The organism is Staphylococcus intermedius NCTC 11048 (genome assembly GCF_002902385.1).
Classification (GTDB): Bacteria; Bacillota; Bacilli; order Staphylococcales; family Staphylococcaceae; genus Staphylococcus; species Staphylococcus intermedius.
The window spans coordinates 29,230-48,812 of sequence record NZ_PPQH01000033.1 but is presented as its reverse complement, the minus strand read 5'-3'; the positions used below and the strand labels follow the sequence as shown (position 1 = coordinate 48,812).

The 19,583-nt window shown below is 37.5% G+C and carries 14 protein-coding genes; 6 read left to right on the top strand and 8 right to left on the bottom strand.

Translation table 11 applies throughout. The annotated features are described in order from the left end of the window. Entirely contained in the window at positions 1-1,248 is a 1,248-nt protein-coding gene (locus tag CD138_RS07875) for a copper resistance CopC/CopD family protein (protein WP_019168198.1), read from the bottom strand. A gap of 287 nt (positions 1,249-1,535) precedes the next feature. Beyond that, positions 1,536-3,191, bottom strand: a complete 1,656-nt coding sequence (locus CD138_RS07870; protein ID WP_096559659.1) for a Na/Pi cotransporter family protein — start codon at positions 3,189-3,191, stop codon at positions 1,536-1,538. A gap of 430 nt (positions 3,192-3,621) precedes the next feature. On the opposite strand from CD138_RS07870, the gene CD138_RS07865 reads away from it, so the two are divergent. Together CD138_RS07865 and CD138_RS07860 are read left to right on the top strand one after the other, a co-directional pair. Beyond that, positions 3,622-4,086: a MarR family winged helix-turn-helix transcriptional regulator gene (locus tag CD138_RS07865; protein ID WP_019168196.1), complete on the top strand. Its 465-nt coding sequence runs from the start codon at positions 3,622-3,624 to the stop codon at positions 4,084-4,086. After that, complete coding sequence (locus tag CD138_RS07860; protein ID WP_019168195.1) at positions 4,083-5,021, top strand: magnesium transporter CorA family protein; 939 nt, start codon at positions 4,083-4,085, stop codon at positions 5,019-5,021. The genes CD138_RS07865 and CD138_RS07860 overlap by 4 nt, the downstream gene beginning before the upstream one ends. A gap of 842 nt (positions 5,022-5,863) precedes the next feature. Here CD138_RS07860 and CD138_RS07855 read toward each other — a convergent pair. Continuing rightward, positions 5,864-7,237 carry a sucrose-specific PTS transporter subunit IIBC gene (locus CD138_RS07855; protein WP_373364646.1) on the bottom strand — a complete coding sequence of 458 codons (1,374 nt, stop codon included), beginning with the start codon at positions 7,235-7,237 and terminating at the stop codon, positions 5,864-5,866. Positions 7,238-7,866: 629 nt separating this feature from the next. On the opposite strand from CD138_RS07855, the gene CD138_RS07850 reads away from it, so the two are divergent. Next, positions 7,867-9,960, top strand: coding sequence for a helix-turn-helix domain-containing protein (locus tag CD138_RS07850; protein ID WP_019168193.1), 2,094 nt, complete (start codon positions 7,867-7,869; stop codon positions 9,958-9,960). A gap of 87 nt (positions 9,961-10,047) precedes the next feature. Here CD138_RS07850 and CD138_RS07845 read toward each other — a convergent pair whose 3' ends face one another. Next, the gene (locus CD138_RS07845) at positions 10,048-11,241 is read right to left on the bottom strand and encodes a CynX/NimT family MFS transporter (protein WP_019168192.1); all 1,194 of its coding nucleotides are present in this window, start codon (positions 11,239-11,241) and stop codon (positions 10,048-10,050) included. 302 nt (positions 11,242-11,543) lie between these two features. On the opposite strand from CD138_RS07845, the gene CD138_RS07840 reads away from it, so the two are divergent. Next, positions 11,544-11,879, top strand: a complete 336-nt coding sequence (locus CD138_RS07840) for a DUF4889 domain-containing protein (protein WP_019168191.1) — start codon at positions 11,544-11,546, stop codon at positions 11,877-11,879. Between the two features lie 644 nt (positions 11,880-12,523). Here CD138_RS07840 and CD138_RS07835 read toward each other — a convergent pair. Further along, positions 12,524-13,429: an EamA family transporter gene (locus tag CD138_RS07835; protein ID WP_019168190.1), complete on the bottom strand. Its 906-nt coding sequence runs from the start codon at positions 13,427-13,429 to the stop codon at positions 12,524-12,526. A 171-nt stretch (positions 13,430-13,600) separates the two neighbouring features. Further along, positions 13,601-14,674 (bottom strand): M42 family metallopeptidase, encoded by a 1,074-nt coding sequence (locus CD138_RS07830; protein WP_019168189.1) that lies wholly within the window; start codon positions 14,672-14,674, stop codon positions 13,601-13,603. A 180-nt stretch (positions 14,675-14,854) separates the two neighbouring features. Here CD138_RS07830 and CD138_RS07825 point away from each other — a divergent pair, with 180 nt between their 5' ends. Further along, entirely contained in the window at positions 14,855-15,802 is a 948-nt protein-coding gene (locus tag CD138_RS07825) for a lactate/malate family dehydrogenase (RefSeq protein ID WP_019168188.1), read from the top strand. A 152-nt stretch (positions 15,803-15,954) separates the two neighbouring features. On the opposite strand, the gene CD138_RS07820 is transcribed toward CD138_RS07825, so the two are convergent. After that, positions 15,955-16,311 carry a DUF3139 domain-containing protein gene (locus tag CD138_RS07820; protein ID WP_019168187.1) on the bottom strand — a complete coding sequence of 119 codons (357 nt, stop codon included), beginning with the start codon at positions 16,309-16,311 and terminating at the stop codon, positions 15,955-15,957. A 184-nt stretch (positions 16,312-16,495) separates the two neighbouring features. On the opposite strand from CD138_RS07820, the gene CD138_RS07815 reads away from it, so the two are divergent. After that, entirely contained in the window at positions 16,496-18,109 is a 1,614-nt protein-coding gene (locus tag CD138_RS07815; protein WP_019168186.1) for a M20/M25/M40 family metallo-hydrolase, read from the top strand. Between the two features lie 101 nt (positions 18,110-18,210). Here the strand turns inward: CD138_RS07815 and CD138_RS07810 are convergent, their stop codons facing one another. Beyond that, complete coding sequence (locus CD138_RS07810) at positions 18,211-19,389, bottom strand: nitrate/nitrite transporter (protein ID WP_019168185.1); 1,179 nt, start codon at positions 19,387-19,389, stop codon at positions 18,211-18,213. Positions 19,390-19,583 lie beyond the last annotated feature (194 nt).

The window sequence follows — 19,583 nt, the reverse complement described above, 5'->3', positions numbered from 1 at the left end:
CTATAAGGGAATTTCAATTTGACTCATGATGACACCGGCTAAGATTAAAAATACACCGACGAAGATTTCAATATACAGTAATGGTTGATTGATACGACATTTTTGACGCATGGCCCAAAAAGTTTGGAAAGCACCCAAAATCATCATCACCATCGTCAACCCAATTTTGGCGAACCAGAGGCTACTATATGTTGTCGAACTTGTGATCATTGCAGATAAAGACGTCATATCGATAGACATTAAAAAGCCTGTCACAATAATAAGTATAACTGCGCCAATATTCGTTTTAAGTAGTACATCTTTAATAATCAATACATAAGAATGGCGCTGTTTTGAAAACAAGTAAGCGATTAAGTATGCAAAGCTTCCAAGCCACATTGCGATACCGATTAAGTGAATCGTCCGTATAACAATTGAATATATCGGTATGGATTGTGTCCAAACATGTCCAGAAATCGCCAAACTAATAAAAATGAATAACGGCATCATTTGTTGCCAAAGCGGTTCCATATTTCTCAAAGTGAACAGGCCTAGTACGATGATTAAACTTGTCATAGAAAGCATAAACGGAAATTGTATCCAAACAGAAAAATCAAGTTTCAATATCGATGTGATCACCGTTTCTGGTAAAGTCATCAAATAAACAATCGCTGCACCCACAGCTGTCATCATAAGTAAAATAACCGCACTACGATGATGCGGAATGATATGGAATGTAGGTGCTTCTTGACGTGCCATAAACAAATTCACAATGTACAGGCCTGTTAATATGAGCAACGCAGATTGTAAAATAAACCGTATGAGTCCAAACCAGAAAAAGGTATCCGTATAAAATGCCCCTGATGTATCAATCGCATCAGCTGTCTTATGACCGACAGAGAAATAATATTGACCGTCCACCTCATGGCCATCGATAGAAATCGTTTCCCATGAAATTTGATACGTGCCTTTTTGGACTTCCGAAGCATCAAAATTCAGCTTTTGTGACTTTCCTGATTCTTGGGGTTTCAATGTATCTATTTTATTCCCCTCATCATCATAAAGCGTGATCTTAGAATAATCGGTATACACAGGTTCATTAAATTCGAGTTGAATCGTCTCTGGTTGTGATGGAACAACACTATTTTCAGTTGGTGTTTGCTTCTCTAAAGTGGCATGCGCGAACGCTTCTTTCGGATGCATCATTAAAAGCACCATCAACGTCATGAATAATAAGATACCCGTCATACATTTTTTCATTCTATACATGCCCTCACCTCCTTCAAATCAAAAAATATTGACAAAAATCAAACATTTGCCATCCTTTAAAAGTTTAACAAATGTAAGGATGAACACAATCGTTTTGTTTAATTTTCGAAATTTTGTCACTTAATACTATTAATTTAACTGAACATTGTAAACACCATAATTTATTTACATATAACTTTTAAAAACACCTGCATTTTTCTCGAATTCCATTTAGTTTTTAATTGTATTTAAAAAGGTGCAATGTCTGATTAAAACCAAACACTGCACCGCTTTAAGGTTAAAACGCACTATACATTTAAAACTTCTTCTTCAATAGATACGTCTTCATTTAAGCCCACCATAGCTTCTGAAATATTTCGAGAGTTATAACCGATACGCTCTAAAACGGCAATAATATCTACATAAAGCAGACCACCATCTGTTGAACATTCGCCTCGATTTAAACGTTTGATATGACCTTTACGTAGTCGATGCTCAATATTAAAAGCTTCTCGACTCCGTTCAACGACTTCATCCTTTTTCGTTGTATCATATACATCTAATGTTTCTATCGCTTTTACAAATGATTCATCAACGAAGCGATACAGTTTTTCAATACCACGCTCAGCATCATCTGTCAGCGTAATTTGCTTCATTTTTTTACGTTCCATTTGATCAATGTAGGCTTCGATTAATTCAGACACTTTCAAAATAGAGCGATTCACATCAAACATGACTGCCAATCTTTCAACATCTTTACGATTAATATCTTTAGTCGAGATCCGCACGAGATAATTGCGAATACTGTCACTAATTGTCTCCACAGCTTGATGCTTTTGTTGTACATTTTTAATCATTTTTTTGTCCATTTGAGACGGATGGTGTACATCCTCAAGCATGGAACGGACGATATTCCCAACATTTTGCAGCTCTTTTTGGGTCTCTTGTAACGCCACACCCGGTGCATGATACACTAAATCTTTGTTCAAATGTTGTGGTTTATAATCTTCTGTGACATCCTTACCTGGCACAATTTTTGTCACAATCCATGCTAAAGCACCCACAAATGGTAATTGAATTAATGTATTTGTCACGTTAAAAGCCCCGTGAGCAAACGCAATAGTCATCGCTGGTTTTAAATGCCATGCCTCTTGAGTGATTGCGATAAACGGTATAATGACCGGTAAAAGTAATCCAAAAATGATAACACCAATAACATTGAATATGACATGCACAAATGCCGCTCGTTTTGCAGCAAGTGAGCCCGCTAAACTTGCTAATATTGCTGTAATGGTTGTTCCGATATTATCACCTAATAGTACCGGAATCGCACCTTGTAAATTAATTAAATCTTGACTATAAAATTCCTGCAAAATTCCAATTGTCGCACTCGAGCTTTGTACAAGTGCTGTTAAACCTATTCCAGCTAAAATCCCATAAATGGTATGTGAGGACATATCGAGCATGAGTTGTCTAAACCATTCCAACTCAGCTAATGGTTTCACAGAATCTCCCATAAACTCAAGTCCAAAAAATAGAGAACCGAAGCCGAATAAAACGCGCCCGATATGATTGATTTTTGAACGTTTAAAAAAGAAAATAAGGAACGCACCTATCGCTAAGATCGGCATCGCATACTCCCCTAAATCAATACCAATAATAAACGCGGTCACTGTCGTCCCTATGTTTGCACCCATAATGACACCTATCGCTTGTTTCAATGTCATAAATCCAGCTGTGACCAAACCAATCGTTATCACTGTCGTTCCCGAACTGCTTTGAATTAATATTGTCACAATCATACCTGCTAATACACCAAGGACTGGGTTAGAGGTATATTTATTTAAAATGTTACGTAAACGATCTCCAGCAGAAGCTTGAAGTCCATCCCCCATTATTTTTAAACCGTACAGGAAGATACCTAAGCCACCTAAAAACGAAAAGATGACTTCAGTTACCGACATTTCCATTTTTCCACCTCAATATAATGATTGTAAAAGTCTTAAAAAAAGACATGAAATAGGTTTCTTTTCAATATCTTAGCCATACTATCCAAGTATGATTCACTCTGATTATCTCTTATCTTTGTAAATTTAATGTTAAGATTTCATGAAGATTCGATTTAATTTCATGATTTTCCTAATAAATAACACGAAATTTAACGTCATATTCTAAATTTTGTCGTATTTATGACACATTAAACGCTTAACAATCACGATACAAACTTCACATTTCTAGGTTTAGGTTACGTATTCCCTTATTTATGCTTCGTCGTCTCGTCTGTTAATACATGTTTTCATGATTGATTATTCTTCAAAATTCATCAGCATATTCATGACAGATGTACGATTCTTTACTATAATGAAAAAGACTTTTCAGAAAAGGAAGTATACTATGACTCAAAATAATGATTATGAACTATTTCTTTTTTATTATGCTTATCAAACTTTTACAAAAACAGCTGATGATCTCATCGCTGAATATGATATGAGTCGCCAACATCATCGCTTTCTCTTTTTTATTAACAAACTGCCAGGTATTACAACAAAGAAATTACTGGAGAATCTAGAAATCTCAAAACAAGGCTCACACGCAACGCTCAAATTATTAAAATCAAAAGGCTTAATTTATGATGAACCTGATTTAACGGATCGTCGTTTGAAACGGCTTTATCCGACACCAGAAGGTAAAGCTTTAATCAAAAAATTAAACCGTGCACAAAGTGAATTATTTAATCGAATTAAGTCAGAGTTTGGTGAAAATTGGTATGCCATTATGGAAGGGTTTGCCTCACATAGACAAGGCTACAAAGATATTAGACATCTCAAACAAGATATAGAAGAAGGTGACGCAACATGATTCACGCTTATCGTAATGATACAGACTTGCGTGTCATAGAAAGTGAAGATTGGGAACATGCTCAATGGCTGAATGTCGTTAAACCAACCCCCGATGAACTTGAACGTCTTATTGAAGTGTACGGGTTTCCTCAAGACTTTCTAGAAGATGCTTTAGATAGCGAAGAAAGTTCACGTATTGAGTACGATGATGATAGCGACTACTCATTAATCATTAGTGACTTCCCTTTTTCCAAATCCGGTCAATACAAGCTTAAAAGTTTTACGACATTGCCGTTAGGTATTATTATCGGTAAAGATATTATTGTGACTGTTTGTGCCAAACCATTTCCTTATTTTGATCACTTAATGCAAAAGCCGATTAACTTGAAGTATAAGAGCCAATTCGCCTTGAAAGTGATGTATGATATGGCAGCACAATATAATAGAAGTTTACGTCTACTGAATAAAGAACGTCGTCAAGTGGAATATAATTTACAACAACGTGTGACGAATCAACGTTTATTTTTATTAAGTGAAATTGAAAAAAGTCTCGTATATTTTTTAGGTTCATTAAAAACCAATTCTTCAACGATTCGTTATTTGTTCCGTTTGCCAGCAATTAAACGGTTTGATGAGGATGAAGAATTACTAGAAGACTTGCAAAATGAACACCAACAAGCAGTGGAAACGACGGAGCTTTATTTACGTATTGTTGAGAGTATGTCGAATTCCTATGCGTCATTACTTTCGAATCAGTTGAATACGACAATGAAGACGTTGACGATTTTTACGGTGTTGTTAACGTTGCCGACGTTAGTGTTTAGTTTTTTTGGGATGAATGTTCCATTGCCTATTGATACAGGAAGTGCGTTTTCTTGGTTGATTATCATTGTGCTTTCAATGCTACTTGTGGTGGTATTGTTTGTCTTTTTATGGCGGAATGATAAGCTTTGACAGTTGGTTTTGTAGTTGCTTTATGTATGACATCATAAAGAGGGGTAGATTTTTCATTGTAAAAACCAACCCTCGCGTTCCTAGGCGACTTGCCTCAACTAAATTTGGCTTAATTGAAATGTTCACTTGATGAAAGCCAAATTGGATTTTCGGCTACGTCTGATGCCTCAGGAGTCTCGGGTGGTTTTTACAATCTCTTATTTTACTTTTTCACACAAACCCACACCCCATCGTCAAAGTTATAGGCATTTTCATCTACCACAAGTATCAGTTCTTTGGTTATGGTTAGACATGTCGTCTTGGTTTGCAATCTCATCAGTCAAGACTTTTATTTTATATGAGAATTGTTTCTCAATCCTCTTTAATAGCATCACTCTCATAAAGAAGCTACTTACCAATGTTATAGCTTTTTCATTCTTCATTTCCACAAGTGACCTGGGTTTTTCTTCTGTTTTATGACCTCGGGTGGTTTTTACAATCTCTTATTTTACTTTTTCACACAAACCCACACCCCATCGTCAAACTTTAGTCATTCTCATCTACCACAAGTATCACTTCTTTGGTTATGGTTAGACATGTCGTCCTGTTTTGCAATCTCATCAGTCAAGACTTTTATTTTCATGTTAGCATCGTTCCTCAATATGCTTTAAAAACATCACTCTCATAAACAAATTACTTACCAACGCTATAGCTTTTTCATTCTTCATTTCCAAAAGTAACGCGCATTTATAAGTCAATTAACAATGACTTTGTTTCAACTCAGTCCCCTTAATGATGACAAAAAGACTGAGGCACAATTCAGTTACCTCAGTCTTTTTTGCGATTCAAATTAATCCTTTACTTTACTCTGTTATACTTTGATATCTTTTCTGTTTCGACAGTATGAAGGTGATGACGAAGCTACCGATAAATGCGATACACATACCAATAATGTAATGTGTCCATGAACCTGGAGCGATTGAAATGATGCCCGGAATTCCAGCCGCGCCTAATGCTGTTGCTTTCACTTTAAAGAATGAAACATATGCCGAACCTAAAGCCGAGCCTGTCATTGCTCCGATAAATGGATAACGTAACTTCAGATTGACACCAAACATAGCAGGCTCAGTAATACCTAATACGGCTGATACCCCTGCTGCTGAAGCGACACCTTTCAGTTTTTGATTTTGTTTAATGATGAAAAATGCGGCCAATGCAGCTGCTCCTTGTGCCATATTAGACATTGCAGCGATTGGGAAAATGAATGAGCCCCCTGTTTTCGCTTGATCTGCAATGAGTGCTGTTTCAATGGCGATAAAACTATGATGCATACCTGTAATAACAATGGGTGCGTAGAATAAACCAAAGAGAAATCCACCAACTGCGCCACCTGTTTCATACAACCATGTTAAGCCATCTGTAAGCCAAAAGCCTGCTGTACGTGTCAAAGGTCCTACAAATAAAAATGTCAAAAAGGCTGTGATTAATATTGCGAATAACGGAGTCAACAAATTATCTAACACGGTCGGTACAATACGACGTAACCCTTTTTCTAACTGCGCTAAAATATATGTCGCGACTAATGTAGGTAACACTTGCCCTTGATAACCAACTTGTGCGATGGATAAGCCGAAAATATGCCATTGCGGAATTGGATCGCCATTTGCAAGTGCTTCAGGATAGGCATACCCATTCATCAATGCGGGGTGTACCATAATTGCGCCTAGTGCAGCACCTAAAAAGGCATTGCCACCAAATCGTTTTGCGGCACTAAAACCAATTAAAATAGGCAATAAAGCAAAAGGTGCACTTGCAAAAATATTAATCATGCTTGCAAATTCAGCAAAATGTGGATACATTTCTACAACAGATTGACTGTCACTAAAAATGCCCTTCGCTGTCAAAATATTGTTGAGTCCCATTAATAAACCGCCCGCAACAATGGCAGGAATAATTGGAACGAAAATATCAGACAACATCTTCACAAATCGTTGTAACGGATGCCCCTTTTTCTTTTGCTTTTTATGCTCTTGTGGTGCTGGTTCATCAGTGTCACCTTTCATTAAAGACTGTACTGCTTGAAAGACTTTATTCACTGTACCTGAACCGATAATAATTTGATATTGATCACTTGTAGAAAAGGTCCCTTTCACGACGTCCATTTGATTGAGTGTTTCCTCATCTACTTTGCCCTCATCTTTTAATGTAAGGCGTAAACGTGTCGCACAATGGGCCATTTCTTCAATATTCTCTTCTCCACCCACTGCTTTTAGTATCGTTTCAGCTTCTTTTTGATAGGCCATAACATCACTCCTTAAATTGTCTTACATGCATAAAGCAGTTTTAAAAGCAGTGTAAGGCTTCAAATCGGCACGTTCATTGCTTTCAAAACTTTTTGGAACCGGTACCAAAACCTGTTATATTCATTTTATTCGTTTTCAAATAGATTATCAATACCTATTCAAAAATTCTCTATCACTTTAATGAAAGCGCTATGAAATGAGGGTGTCGCTTTGGTAAGAATATGTTATAGTAGTGTTACTTCAAAACAAATAAGGCATTGACATGATTTTCTATCTTAAATTTCCGCCTATTTAATAATCGTATTCTCAACTTTTGAATACTACGCCATCGTCTATAAATCTTTACCACTTTTTTTCACTTCGATGTATCTTTTTTTAAAGAATATTGCTTTCCATAATCTTTTTAAACCATTTAATATGTCTTTATTTTTTCACTTTACGTCTTTCCTTTCACAATACGGCAAATCTTATTGTGGTCTAACAATCAATAATTTTATAATAATGTTGATTTATTAAGTCATTTCAATGCTGTTGAAAAATATTGAATTTGAAAGAGGGCAATTATGCAAGGCATCACTATAGAATTAATGAAACAGTACACAGCTAGCGCTTATCGTGTGTTCAATCGTATAGAATTACTTGTTTCATTTGAAGGCGTCCTGACACTCGAGCTTAACGGTAAATTGAGTCACTATTATCACCAGGTTGCAATCATTAACCATAATGACATTGTTAATGTTAAAGATGCACAAGCTGTTGCAAAAATCTCTATTCCATTACGCTACTTCTCAGCATATGAGCCCCATTATTTACTCGGATATTTCAATCAAGAAAAATTATCCTCTCACAATAAAATCACCTCACAAATAAAAAAAGTGATTACTGAAAAGAATACAGACGCACGTTTCGAAATTTTCTTACCGATTATCGAAAAGTTGCTTAATGAATGCTTTATCGTTACAGGGGCCGTTCATGTGCCACAGATTCAAGTGAAGAGTATTTTATTTAATAACATTATGGATTATGTTCACCAAAGACCCCTTTCACGCCTGTCTTTGCCAGAATTAAGTGAACACTTTTTCGTTACCGAATCTTACATTTCAACATTGTTTAACAGATATTTAAATTACACGTTCAAAAAATATTTTGTCTCACTGAAAATAGGTCTGTCCATATATCACTTACTGAACACGAATGAATCGATAAACCAGATTGCATCATACTATCAATTTAGTAGTTACAATCACTATTCTAAACAATTTAAACGTTTCATTGGTGTCAGTCCGATTACCTTTCGAAAACAGCATCAACAACCAATCAACAAGGTGCATGTACATCCGTTTGATTATCAATATTTTGAAGGTCATTTATTCGATGCTGATGAACAAGTTAATACTGCGCAACCGATAAGTATTTATTTAAATCAATCCCAACAAACGCAATGGATACCCTCTAAACAGTTGCTCCTTGAAGTACAACATATGCGTGAAGTGATGCAAATTTTCAATTCAACATCTCACGTGCATACTTATCAACAAGTAGCGCCTATCATACTGTACTTCAATCGTACGAAAGAGACGAATGTTACGGTTGATCATCTGGAGGAAGCCGAATGTTTAAGTAAGCTCGTACAGCAACATCAGTACGGTATCGCCTATCGTATCTCATCTATGCAAAATTATGAAAAGTTTAAATTGCACTTTTTACAGCCGTTATTACATGTACTACGCCAGTCTTCTGTTGCATTTGATTTGTCACAGTTGAATTTCAATCTCGTTTTAGATGAGGCTACAATGTCAGCGCATGACATCAACTTTATCGTTCAAGAAATGCAATTATTACTTGAACAGTGCCGATTTACATTACTGCTGTCTACACCGATTCGTGAACGTACATTACCATTAGACTTCGTGTTTGATTATTATATGGTCGATATGGCAATGGTGAACAGTGCTTCCCAATCAAGTATTACAGTATTACAACTTGAACATCCATTTCATCGACAATTTAAAGATTGGCTGGACGAACACAACATGAATCAGTGTCCAATACTCATCACAGGTGTCAATGAATGGTTATTTGCGCAACAAGAAGTTAAAGTACACCCTAGAGAATGGTTGGATATTTGGTTGAATATGCATCATACCGTTCAAGGCTTAAGTTTGCCGCTCATCTGTCGTCAGTCAGAAATGTATGGTTATTTCGATAGATTTGGACATCAAACGGCACTACAACATGTATTTTATTTATTGCAACCTTTCAATCACTCGCATTGTGTTGTGGGACATTCCTATATTATCCATGAATCCCCGCATGCGTATGATATTTTACTGTTCCATCCGTACCCAATTCAAAACAACAAAACGGATTTAACATATGAACTATACGGTACTTTAGAGTTACAGCAACATTTCATCGCAGAATATACGTACCATCCAAAATACAGTAACATTGATGCGATTTTGGATGAAAATACAAAAGGGTATTATTTACCTCCACATTTCATTTCTGCCATCCATACATCGAATCAGTTGTTAGTGAACATTCAACGCCATCATTTTGGCGAGTCACGATATCAAACAATGTTGCCAAAAGAGCACATCAAATTAATGCATATTTTGAAAACCCCAGCACAGCAAGAATCAGATATGTTGTAATGGTTAGCGCATAGCATGATAAATCGTAGTAAAAAAGGGTTAGGACAAGGTGCATCATTACCTCGTCTTAACCCTTATGCTTATCTCTTATTCGTCTTCAATATATTTATTTTGCGCGGCAACCATACCGGCACAATAGACAGCTGCGACCATACACAAAAATAGCACCATCCCTACTGTCCAGTTGTTAAACATGTCATGTGCTATCCCCATTATGAATGGACCAATCGCGGCAACCCAATAGCCAACAGACTGTCCAAAACCAGATAATGCCATACTGCCGGCAGTCGTTTTTGAACGAATTGAAAACATTGTCATACATAAACTAAAGCATGCGCCAATGCCCATACCTGTCAAAATCATCGCTATCAATAATACCCAAGTATTGTTGAAAAACAGTAACATAAATCCAACACTCATCAGTACCGCTACTATACTAATTAGACTTCTTTGTGTTGACATTTTTGCCGCGATAATCGGAAATGTAAACGTCATCGGGAGCTGCGCAAATTGATTCAACATTAAAAAGTAACCTGCCATTTCTGGGTCAATGCCTTTACTGACTAAAATAGATGGATACCACGCGACGATACTATAAAACATCATAGATTGGAATGCCATCGTCAGTGCAACAGCCCATGCAATTTTCGAACGATAAATCGGCTTTTTTAATCCCTCATGTTGTTGTGAAGTTAAATGGGATGCTTGTTTAAGTTGAGGTAGCCATAGCACGAGCGCAATCACAGCAAAAATGACCCAAAAAACGAGGGAAAAGCGATACGATAGCGACGTCACGGTAGAAAGAGGATAACTTAATCCCCCACCTAACCCAGCTGTAAAGTTCATCGTTGCGCTATAAATCCCTGTGATGACACCAATTTGTGTTGGAAAGGCCCATTTTGCATATGCGGGCAACGTCACATTGGCAAGCGCAATCGATACACCTAGTAACACCGTCCCTATAAAAAATGCGGGCACACCTCCCAAAATTCGAATAACGAGTGCTATAATCGTTAATATTAACGTTAAAAATAAAAAACGTGACATCGAAATTTTTGAAAGCATACGTGAAACAAATGGCGATACGATACCAAAAATAATGAGCGGAATGGTCGTAATCAATCCAGCAATCCCATTATTAATTTGTAAATCCATTTTTATTTGTTGAATCACTGGTCCCACAGCGGTTAATGGCGCACGTAATGTGGCCGCAATTAAAATGATACCGAAAACGAGTAACCATTGATCTTGAATTTTTTGATGTCCATTGAACTCAGACATTGTTGTCCCTCCATCTTTTGCCTCATGGAAGCGATAATTTCTAATATAGATACTATACCATAACACCATTCATGACTTGTGAAAAAATTGAAGACAGACAGCACGAACTTTATGCAATTTTTCAACATCACATCGCTCACTTTTCCATATGTCGGGTAAACCTTCATATACGAAACGACATGCAATACATCACTGAACTTCACAATTACATTTGATATTTTACTTCCTGAAAGTATTTTCATTCGATACAATAAGAAGTGACTTGTTATGAAGTCCCAATAAATTTTAAAGGAGGCCCATCAATGAAAGAAAAACAAACGATAGGTATCGTATTGATCGTGGCTATGTTAGTCGTAACAATAGGTGTTGTTGTAGTCATGATGCTTTCAGGACAAAAGGAAACATATTACGGTTATATGAAAGATGGTACAACTGCTGAAAAAGTCGTGAGTGAATCTGAAAAAACTGTTGAAGAAAATGTGAAGATTCCAACTGATGATGATTTCACACCTGAGAAAGGTGATTTTGTGAAACTTGTTGCGAAAAAAGATGACCCACATAATTATATTAAGAAAGAAGTTGTGTCACATGATGATGTGCCACATGGATTGATGATGAAAATTCATGATATGCACTAGTTTGTTGAGAATAGATCGGTTTAGTGATGTTTCTAAATCATATCGTTGAAATTCAGAAGAGAACCATCTTACAGATTACATAACGATGCTCTGCTTGATTACTTTAGCCTTTATTGATTGCACTTTGGGTCTCGCGTTCCGAGGCGCTGAAACTCCAACTAACTAACGCTTTAATTGTACTGTTACATTGTTTGTAGCGTTAGTGGATTTTGGGAGCAGTACAGAAATCTCATGTGCAACAAAGATTTCGTCGTACTGCCCCCGCAAGGCTGACTAGACTTCTCAGAAGCGAAAGCATTGAGAAGTCAGACAGCTACTGCGTTAAACAGTAGTCACTGTTAAATATCAGAAATCATTTTTAAGTCTTAGATTCATCCCTAAGGAGTCTTGCCCAGATTGCATTCAATAAGGCTTCTTTTATATTGAATAGCATCGTTTTTGTAATCTTTTTTCTCTTCTACCTCGAATGAAGTGACATGCTTTTGAAATCTACAAAATCTTCCTTCACACACTATTGCATTTTTCTTCAAAGCCCTGATTTATACCTACAATCATCATGTGCTCAACAACTTTATTGAATAACATACTGTTTAAGACACAGCTGATTTCTCGTGCAAACCTTAAAAGCTGATGCGGTTATAGCTTTATTTATTTTTAACGACGGATACGACGACGACCATTAAGATGATGCATACGACACCCACAAGTTGCCATAGCCCGAATGTGATATGTAGCCAGACTACTGATGTTAAGAGTGCTGTTAATGGTTCGAGTGTGCCTAACAGTCCTGATTCGTGTGGTTGTAAATAGCGTAAACTATCGATGTAAAACCAAAATGCTAGCATTGTCCCGAAAATGACAGCAAATCCAAAGTAGAGGTGTGTTTCTATTGTCCACGTTGAAAAGTCGACTTGCCATGGTGGATGAAAGAAACTTAATGCGACACCCCCAATGAACATCGCCCATCCCACGACAGTCAGCGAACTCCATCGTGCTAATAATTTCACTGGATAAATCGTATAAAATGCAAGTGCGAGGGCAGAGAGTAAGCCCCAGACAATCGTTAATTTCGGAACTTGTAGATTTTCTACATCACCGTTAGTCAGTAATAAAAATGTACCAGATAACGCCAGCAATACCGCGACGATTTCTTTCACACCTATTTTTGTCACTTTTCTGATGACGAGATAAAAAATGATGAAAATAAGCCCGAGGTATTGCAATAATGTCGCAACTGCCGCATTACCGTAGCTGATAGTGACCATAAAAGTGTATTGAACTGCCAGCATGCCGAGTAAACCATAAATTAAAATTTGCGTGATGGATTGCTTATCACGCCAAATATGAAAGACTTTCGAGCCTTCTGAAATGAAAGCAATGCCGAGTAATAACAGCCCTGAAATCATGAGTCGAACGGCTACAAACCAAGTTACGTCGACATTTGCATGTTGGAAAAGCCATTGTGAGACTGTTCCACCTACGCCCCAAAATGAAGCACCGATAATAACTAACAAGTAGCCAAACCACCGCTTTTGATGTTGTTGCGCCATAGTAAGCCCCCTCTGCTGTCGTTTTAGTTTTGTCTAATCTATCATGACTCTATGATGAAGACAATACCTTTTTGTTGCCTTCCCTTCACTTTTATCATGCAATATTAAAAGCAGAACGCCACTGTTCAATAGAACACGCGACATTCTGCTCAATCCGACATTTTAAATGCTTTACCAAATGATTTCGTCGACTGTGTCATCATTTAATGCGCGAATGATTTCAGTTACTAATTTAACGACAGCTTGATAATCTTTTTGGCTAATGATAGATACATTTGAATGCATATAACGTAATGGCAATGACAATGCGATGGAAGGAATACCGTCTAATGCTGTATGGAAGCTTCCGGCATCTGTACCGCCACCTGGAAGCGAATCCCATTGTAAGTCGATACCATTTGCTTTAGCCACTTTTTTCACGTGACGAATTAAGCCGACATGCCCGATATTTGTAGCATCTAAATTTAACACGATAGGACCTTGCCCTACTTTCGTGTCTCCGTTACTTTCTAATCCAGGTGTATCATATGCAACGCCGACATCTACAGCAATGGCTAAATCCGGTTTCACTTTGTGCGCGGCAACTTTTGCACCACGTAAACCGACTTCCTCTTGGACATTGGCACCCGCAACTAAATTAATGTCAATGTTTTCGTTTTTGAGCTCGTCCATTACATCGACTGCAACAGCACAGCCAAAACGATTGTCAAATGCTTTCGCGGTCATATAATCTTCATTGAGTAATGTTTCAAATTCTGAATATGGCGTAATCATATTGCCGATTTCAATACCTGCCGCTTCAACTTCAGCTTTATCTTTTGCCCCTACATCGATAAACATATTTTTCATATCCACTGGGCGTTTGCGTTCTTCAGGTGTTAATACATGTGGTGGCTTCGAACCGATAATACCGCGAATTTGGCGACCTTCATCTGTCGTGATCGTCACTTTTTGCGATAACATCACTTGATTCCACCAACTTCCGACTTGTGTGAAACGAATAAAGCCATTGTCATCTATTTTGGTAATCATAAAGCCAATTTCATCAAGGTGACCCGCAATCATAATCGTACGTTGACCTGTTTTTGAGTGCTTTTTACCGAACACGCCACCTAAATTGTCATAAATCATTTCGTCGCTATTCGGTTCTAATAGGTCGTTCATCACCTTTTTCACATTGTATTCGTGACCTGCAATGCCATTAAGGTCTGTTAATTGTTGGAGTAATGCTTTTGTCTCTTTCATTATTCATTGTCCCCCTTCATAGGATGTGTCTTGTTTATCATACCAAAAATTCTGAAAAATGTGTCTGACGATGAATGGATTGTCATTGCATCTGATCTTTCACAATGTTTATACTAGTATTATCAATATATAAATCACTGAAATCATCTAATTTGATACAACTTCAGGAGGGATTTTTAAATGGGCAACAAAGTAGCACTTATCGGTTTAGGACGCGTAGGCAGCCAGATTTTAACAGACATTCAATATACAGGTTTGTTCCAAGAAATCATTTTAATTGATACAAATCTTGACACTGTAGAAGGTGAAGCACTCGATCACGTGCATTATCAAGGATTAAGCGGAACACACCGTACACGTATTAAAGTCGGCACTTACGATATGTTAAAAGATGTTGATCTCATTATTATTTCTGCGAGCATTCCTTCCAATGCTGATATGGCAGATCGTACGAAATTGACAGCACACAACACGAAGATCATTCAAGAAATTATGGCGCAAATTACTACAGTGACAACATCTCCACATATAATGATGATCTCAAACCCTGTAGATACAATGACATATATTGCTGAAACACAATACAACTATCCACACCATAAAATCATGGGAACAGGTACGATGTTAGAATCGACACGTTTTCGTACTTTAATTGCCGATCATTATCAAGTTGACCCAAAAAGTGTTGAAGCGTTTGTGATTGGTGAACATGGTAAAACGACTGTTCCAGTATGGAGTCGTGTCCGTATTGCTGGGATGTCATTGGAAGAATATGAACAACTGAGTGGTGCCACACCAATTTCGAAACAGGGTATTCGTGACCAAATCGATCAAGTTTCCTTTGATGTGATGCGTAAAAAAGGTTGGACGAATTCTGCCATTTCACGTGTTGCTGTCGATTTAGCAGAAGCCATTTTTTATGATGAAAATCGCATTTTACCGATTTCTACCGTTCATCAAAATGTATACGATTATACAAATGTCGCTTTCAGTTTACCGACACGTGTAAATCGAGACGGTCACCACGAAGTATTCCCAATTTTGTTAGATGAGGAAGAAAAAGCGGCACTCGATCAATCCGTTGACTACATTCAAAAAGCAATAGAAACAGCAGAATCTGTGAAATAGTGTTAGAACCATACAGCATATCAGTTAAAGTACAAAAAGACTCGGCACATTGAATTGTCCGAGTCTTTTTTCATCTGTTTATACATATTGTACAGCGCGTCCCCATCAGTCATTGTAAAATATCCATGATGGTACGCAGCCATTAAAACCAGTTATTTCAACTTATAATCTTCGTCAAAGAAACTATACTTTGCCTTTTTATCATGCTTTTTCGTTTCAGTATTAAATCCTTGTAAGAAAAATCCACGTTTCATATGGATCGGTTGTGCAATGTATGTATTTTTTTCATCGCCTTCTAATTTTAACTCTTTATAAAAGATCCCTTTTCTTGGGTCGTACTCATCTTTTTCCTCAATAACTTTATCTTTCAAATGGTTTTCAGTTAAATATTGATCAATCATCTTTAAATTTTGGCTTTTTTGGTATCCTTTAAACGCAAAAAATGCACCGGCAACGAGGATAAATAAAACGATGAGTGACAAAATAATACCGATTATTTTTTTTAACATGTCATATGCCCCCACTTTTGTACTATCTTATTTTACTATCTTAACACAAATCAGTTTGAGACATCTAAGAGAACTTCCGCCGTCACATAAACGTCATAAAGTCGGTCGAAGCAATTGGCAAACGTTATGAAAACACTTACAATGAGATTGTATGCTGGAAACGGTACACAAAGGAGAAGATAGTATGAAAGCACAATGGCAAACAGCAGCAGGAAGAGCATTACTATTAAAACAACTCGTTGCACATCAAAGTGTAACCCATTCAGACGGTGAACAATCATTTCCTTATTTAGTGAAAGACAAATTGATGTCTCTCGATTATTTCAAAGCCCGTCCAGAGCAGATCCACCTCGTGCCGACTGACGACGGTCGACATGCAGTCATCGCATTATATCAAGGGGCAACATCTCACAAAGCTGTCACATGTATCAGTCATTTCGATACAGTAGGCATTGAAGATTTTGGTTTATACCAATCTGATGCATATGATATGGATGCCCTCACTGCAACTTTTCAAGCGCATATCGAGGATTTTGATAAAGACGTTCAAACCGATATTCTGTCAGGACAGTATTTATTTGGACGTGGCAGTATGGATATGAAGCCAGGCCTTATGTTACATATGTCACTCATTGAAAAAGCGATCATTGAAGAATGGGATATCAATCTCATTTTAATCACTGTTCCAGACGAAGAAGTCACTTCAAAAGGGATGCATGCCGCAGTGGCCTACTTAGATCAACTTTGTCAGCAACATCAACTCGAAATCGTCTTACATCTCAATAGTGAACCCACATTTCAACAACAAGGCAATGACGTCCATTATTTTTACAGTGGTTCAATCGGTAAAATTATGCCAGGTGTGTTCGTGAATGGCCGCGAAACACATGTGGGAACGCCTGCACTCGGTCTAAGTTCCAATTTTGTGATGAGTTATATTCTTCAAGAAATTGAATATAGCACGCGTTTTAAAGAAACATTTGAAGGTGAATCCACACCTTTTCCTGTCACATTAAAACTGAGTGATATTAAACATCATTACGATGTCCAAACGCCATTCCGCACAGCAGCTTTATTTAATCTTTTTTTATTCAAACAGAACGCAAATGATGTTTTTCAGCAATTTAATGATGCAGTCAAAGCGGGGGTGAATAAAGCTTGGCGCGCATACATAGAACGGATGGTGACTGAAGACGTTGCACCCATGCCTGAACTTCAACTGATGTCCTATCAAGAATTGTATCACTATGCATGTCAACATCATGGTAAAAGCACGGTACAAGCATTGATTGACCGTACCATTCAAAACGACCAAGCACCCCATGAACAGTCTATCGCAATCATTGATCAACTTATTCGTCTATGCAAATCACTGGGACCTGTCGTGATTACATTCTTTGCACCACCCTATTATCCAGCAACGAATGCATCGTTTCATCCTTTAGTTGAAGCCATTAAACAAACGATTACGGATACTGCAAAACAACACTTTAATCGTGTATCAAAACGCATTCACTATTTTAACGGAATTAGTGATTTGAGCTACGTTGCCCCATCTCCAAACGGCTCAGGATTTGACGCATTTCGCGATCACACACCTGTATTTGGACAAACGTATCACATTCCTTTTGAAGCGATTGAACGGATTCAAGCCCCTTTTCTCAATTGCGGGCCAATAGGTAAAGATGCGCATAAAGTCACTGAACGTATACACCAACAGAGTGCCTTTGAGGAATTACCTGTCATTTTAGAAGCCGTGATCAAAACACATTTCTTATCATCACTTTCGTGTGACTGACGTTTGAAATCAAAAATAGGACTGAGAAACGTCACATCTCTCGGTCCTAAATTTTGATTCATATATTTACTTTTAATGATACAACTTTGTATGACTTAATGTTATGAAACAGTTGCTTTATTTTCCGCTGCCTTTTCACGTTTAGATAAGTTAAACATCGTAACCAGTGCAATTAAGCCGAATACACATAATAAGATAAATGCGAAATGACTCGTACCTGTGATAGATGTTACAGCAGAAATGACAAGGGGTGGGAAGAATCCGCCTAGACCACCCATCATTGAGACAATACCGTTAGCGACACCCGCTTCTTTTGTGAAATAGTGTGGGACTAATTTAAACACGAGTCCATTACCAATACCAGCACAAACACTCACTGTTAAACAGCCAATTGTAAATAGTGAAATGTGACTTGAAATACCTAAGATAAAAGCACCTATAATCATAATCGAGAAGAAAATTTTCAGCATCGTTACCGCGTTAAATTTATCCCCTAAAATACCGCCAAGAGGTCTTAAACATGTCGCTAATGCGATAAACACACCTGTACGAATCCCTGCATCAACTTTATCAATACCGAAATTTTGTACGAGGAAGTTCGGTAAAAATAGACCAAATGCGACAAATGAGCCAAATGTAATAAAGTACCATAAGCTTAAATAATACAGTTTATAGTTTTTCATTAAAATACGTGTTTGTTCTACAAGTGGCACTTTCACTTTAGGTTCTTTATTGTCCCCTAAAAAGAACATAATGATTGCAAATACTGCCATGACAATTAAATAACTTCGTACAGTATTTTGCCATCCGATGACACCTGCAATCGGTGGTGCTAAAAATGAAGAGACCGCTGTCCCTAAGTTCCCCATACCATAAATACCGTTTGCAAGACCGACTTTATCTTTTGAAAAATATTTCGGAAGTGCTGTGACACCTACTGAGAAAATCGCGCCCCCGACCCCAAGGAAGAACCCTGCAAACATTAATGCCCCAGGAGATCCCGCTTGACTCAGTAAAAATATCGGTACGAGCAACACAATAAAGCTCGTGAAAAACACCCATTTTGCGCCAACAATGTTTGTTAAATAGCCAAAAGGTACACGAAGAACAGACCCTAAGATCACTGGGATGGCCAAAATAATTGAGAGTTGACCGCTGGAAATTTTAATATCTTGTGAAATAAATGGAATTAATGGTGCAATGATACTCCACGCCATAAACCCTGCAACAAGGCTGAGTGTTTGGAGCGCGAGTTGTACGCCACCTTTCGATTGATTCATTTCTCATTCACCTTTCTTTACTAGATGCATCAAGTTGAACGTCAGTTTTCGTTCAAAATGAAATACCTGATTAGATTTCACCTTTAGTTTAATGCTATTGTGAAATTTATAACATAAGGAGTTCCCCTATTCTTGCATAGCGTATCCCCTAACAATCGAAAGTGATCGTGCGCGCTTACAAATTTGAATGACGA

What these genes read in the sequence shown, in the direction of transcription:
- CD138_RS07835 (WP_019168190.1), bottom strand. Translation starts at nt 13,429, where the DNA reads ATGGCGCAACAACATCAAAAGCGGTGGTTTGGCTACTTGTTAGTTATT.
- CD138_RS07810 (WP_019168185.1), bottom strand. Translation starts at nt 19,389, where the DNA reads ATGAATCAATCGAAAGGTGGCGTACAACTCGCGCTCCAAACACTCAGC.
- CD138_RS07860 (WP_019168195.1), top strand. Translation starts at nt 4,083, where the DNA reads ATGATTCACGCTTATCGTAATGATACAGACTTGCGTGTCATAGAAAGT.
- CD138_RS07875 (WP_019168198.1), bottom strand. Translation starts at nt 1,248, where the DNA reads ATGTATAGAATGAAAAAATGTATGACGGGTATCTTATTATTCATGACG.
- CD138_RS07865 (WP_019168196.1), top strand. Translation starts at nt 3,622, where the DNA reads ATGACTCAAAATAATGATTATGAACTATTTCTTTTTTATTATGCTTAT.
- CD138_RS07855 (WP_373364646.1), bottom strand. Translation starts at nt 7,237, where the DNA reads ATGGCCCATTGTGCGACACGTTTACGCCTTACATTAAAAGATGAGGGC.
- CD138_RS07815 (WP_019168186.1), top strand. Translation starts at nt 16,496, where the DNA reads ATGAAAGCACAATGGCAAACAGCAGCAGGAAGAGCATTACTATTAAAA.
- CD138_RS07850 (WP_019168193.1), top strand. Translation starts at nt 7,867, where the DNA reads ATGCAAGGCATCACTATAGAATTAATGAAACAGTACACAGCTAGCGCT.
- CD138_RS07830 (WP_019168189.1), bottom strand. Translation starts at nt 14,674, where the DNA reads ATGAAAGAGACAAAAGCATTACTCCAACAATTAACAGACCTTAATGGC.
- CD138_RS07845 (WP_019168192.1), bottom strand. Translation starts at nt 11,241, where the DNA reads ATGTCTGAGTTCAATGGACATCAAAAAATTCAAGATCAATGGTTACTC.
- CD138_RS07870 (WP_096559659.1), bottom strand. Translation starts at nt 3,191, where the DNA reads ATGTCGGTAACTGAAGTCATCTTTTCGTTTTTAGGTGGCTTAGGTATC.
- CD138_RS07840 (WP_019168191.1), top strand. Translation starts at nt 11,544, where the DNA reads ATGAAAGAAAAACAAACGATAGGTATCGTATTGATCGTGGCTATGTTA.
- CD138_RS07825 (WP_019168188.1), top strand. Translation starts at nt 14,855, where the DNA reads ATGGGCAACAAAGTAGCACTTATCGGTTTAGGACGCGTAGGCAGCCAG.
- CD138_RS07820 (WP_019168187.1), bottom strand. Translation starts at nt 16,311, where the DNA reads ATGTTAAAAAAAATAATCGGTATTATTTTGTCACTCATCGTTTTATTT.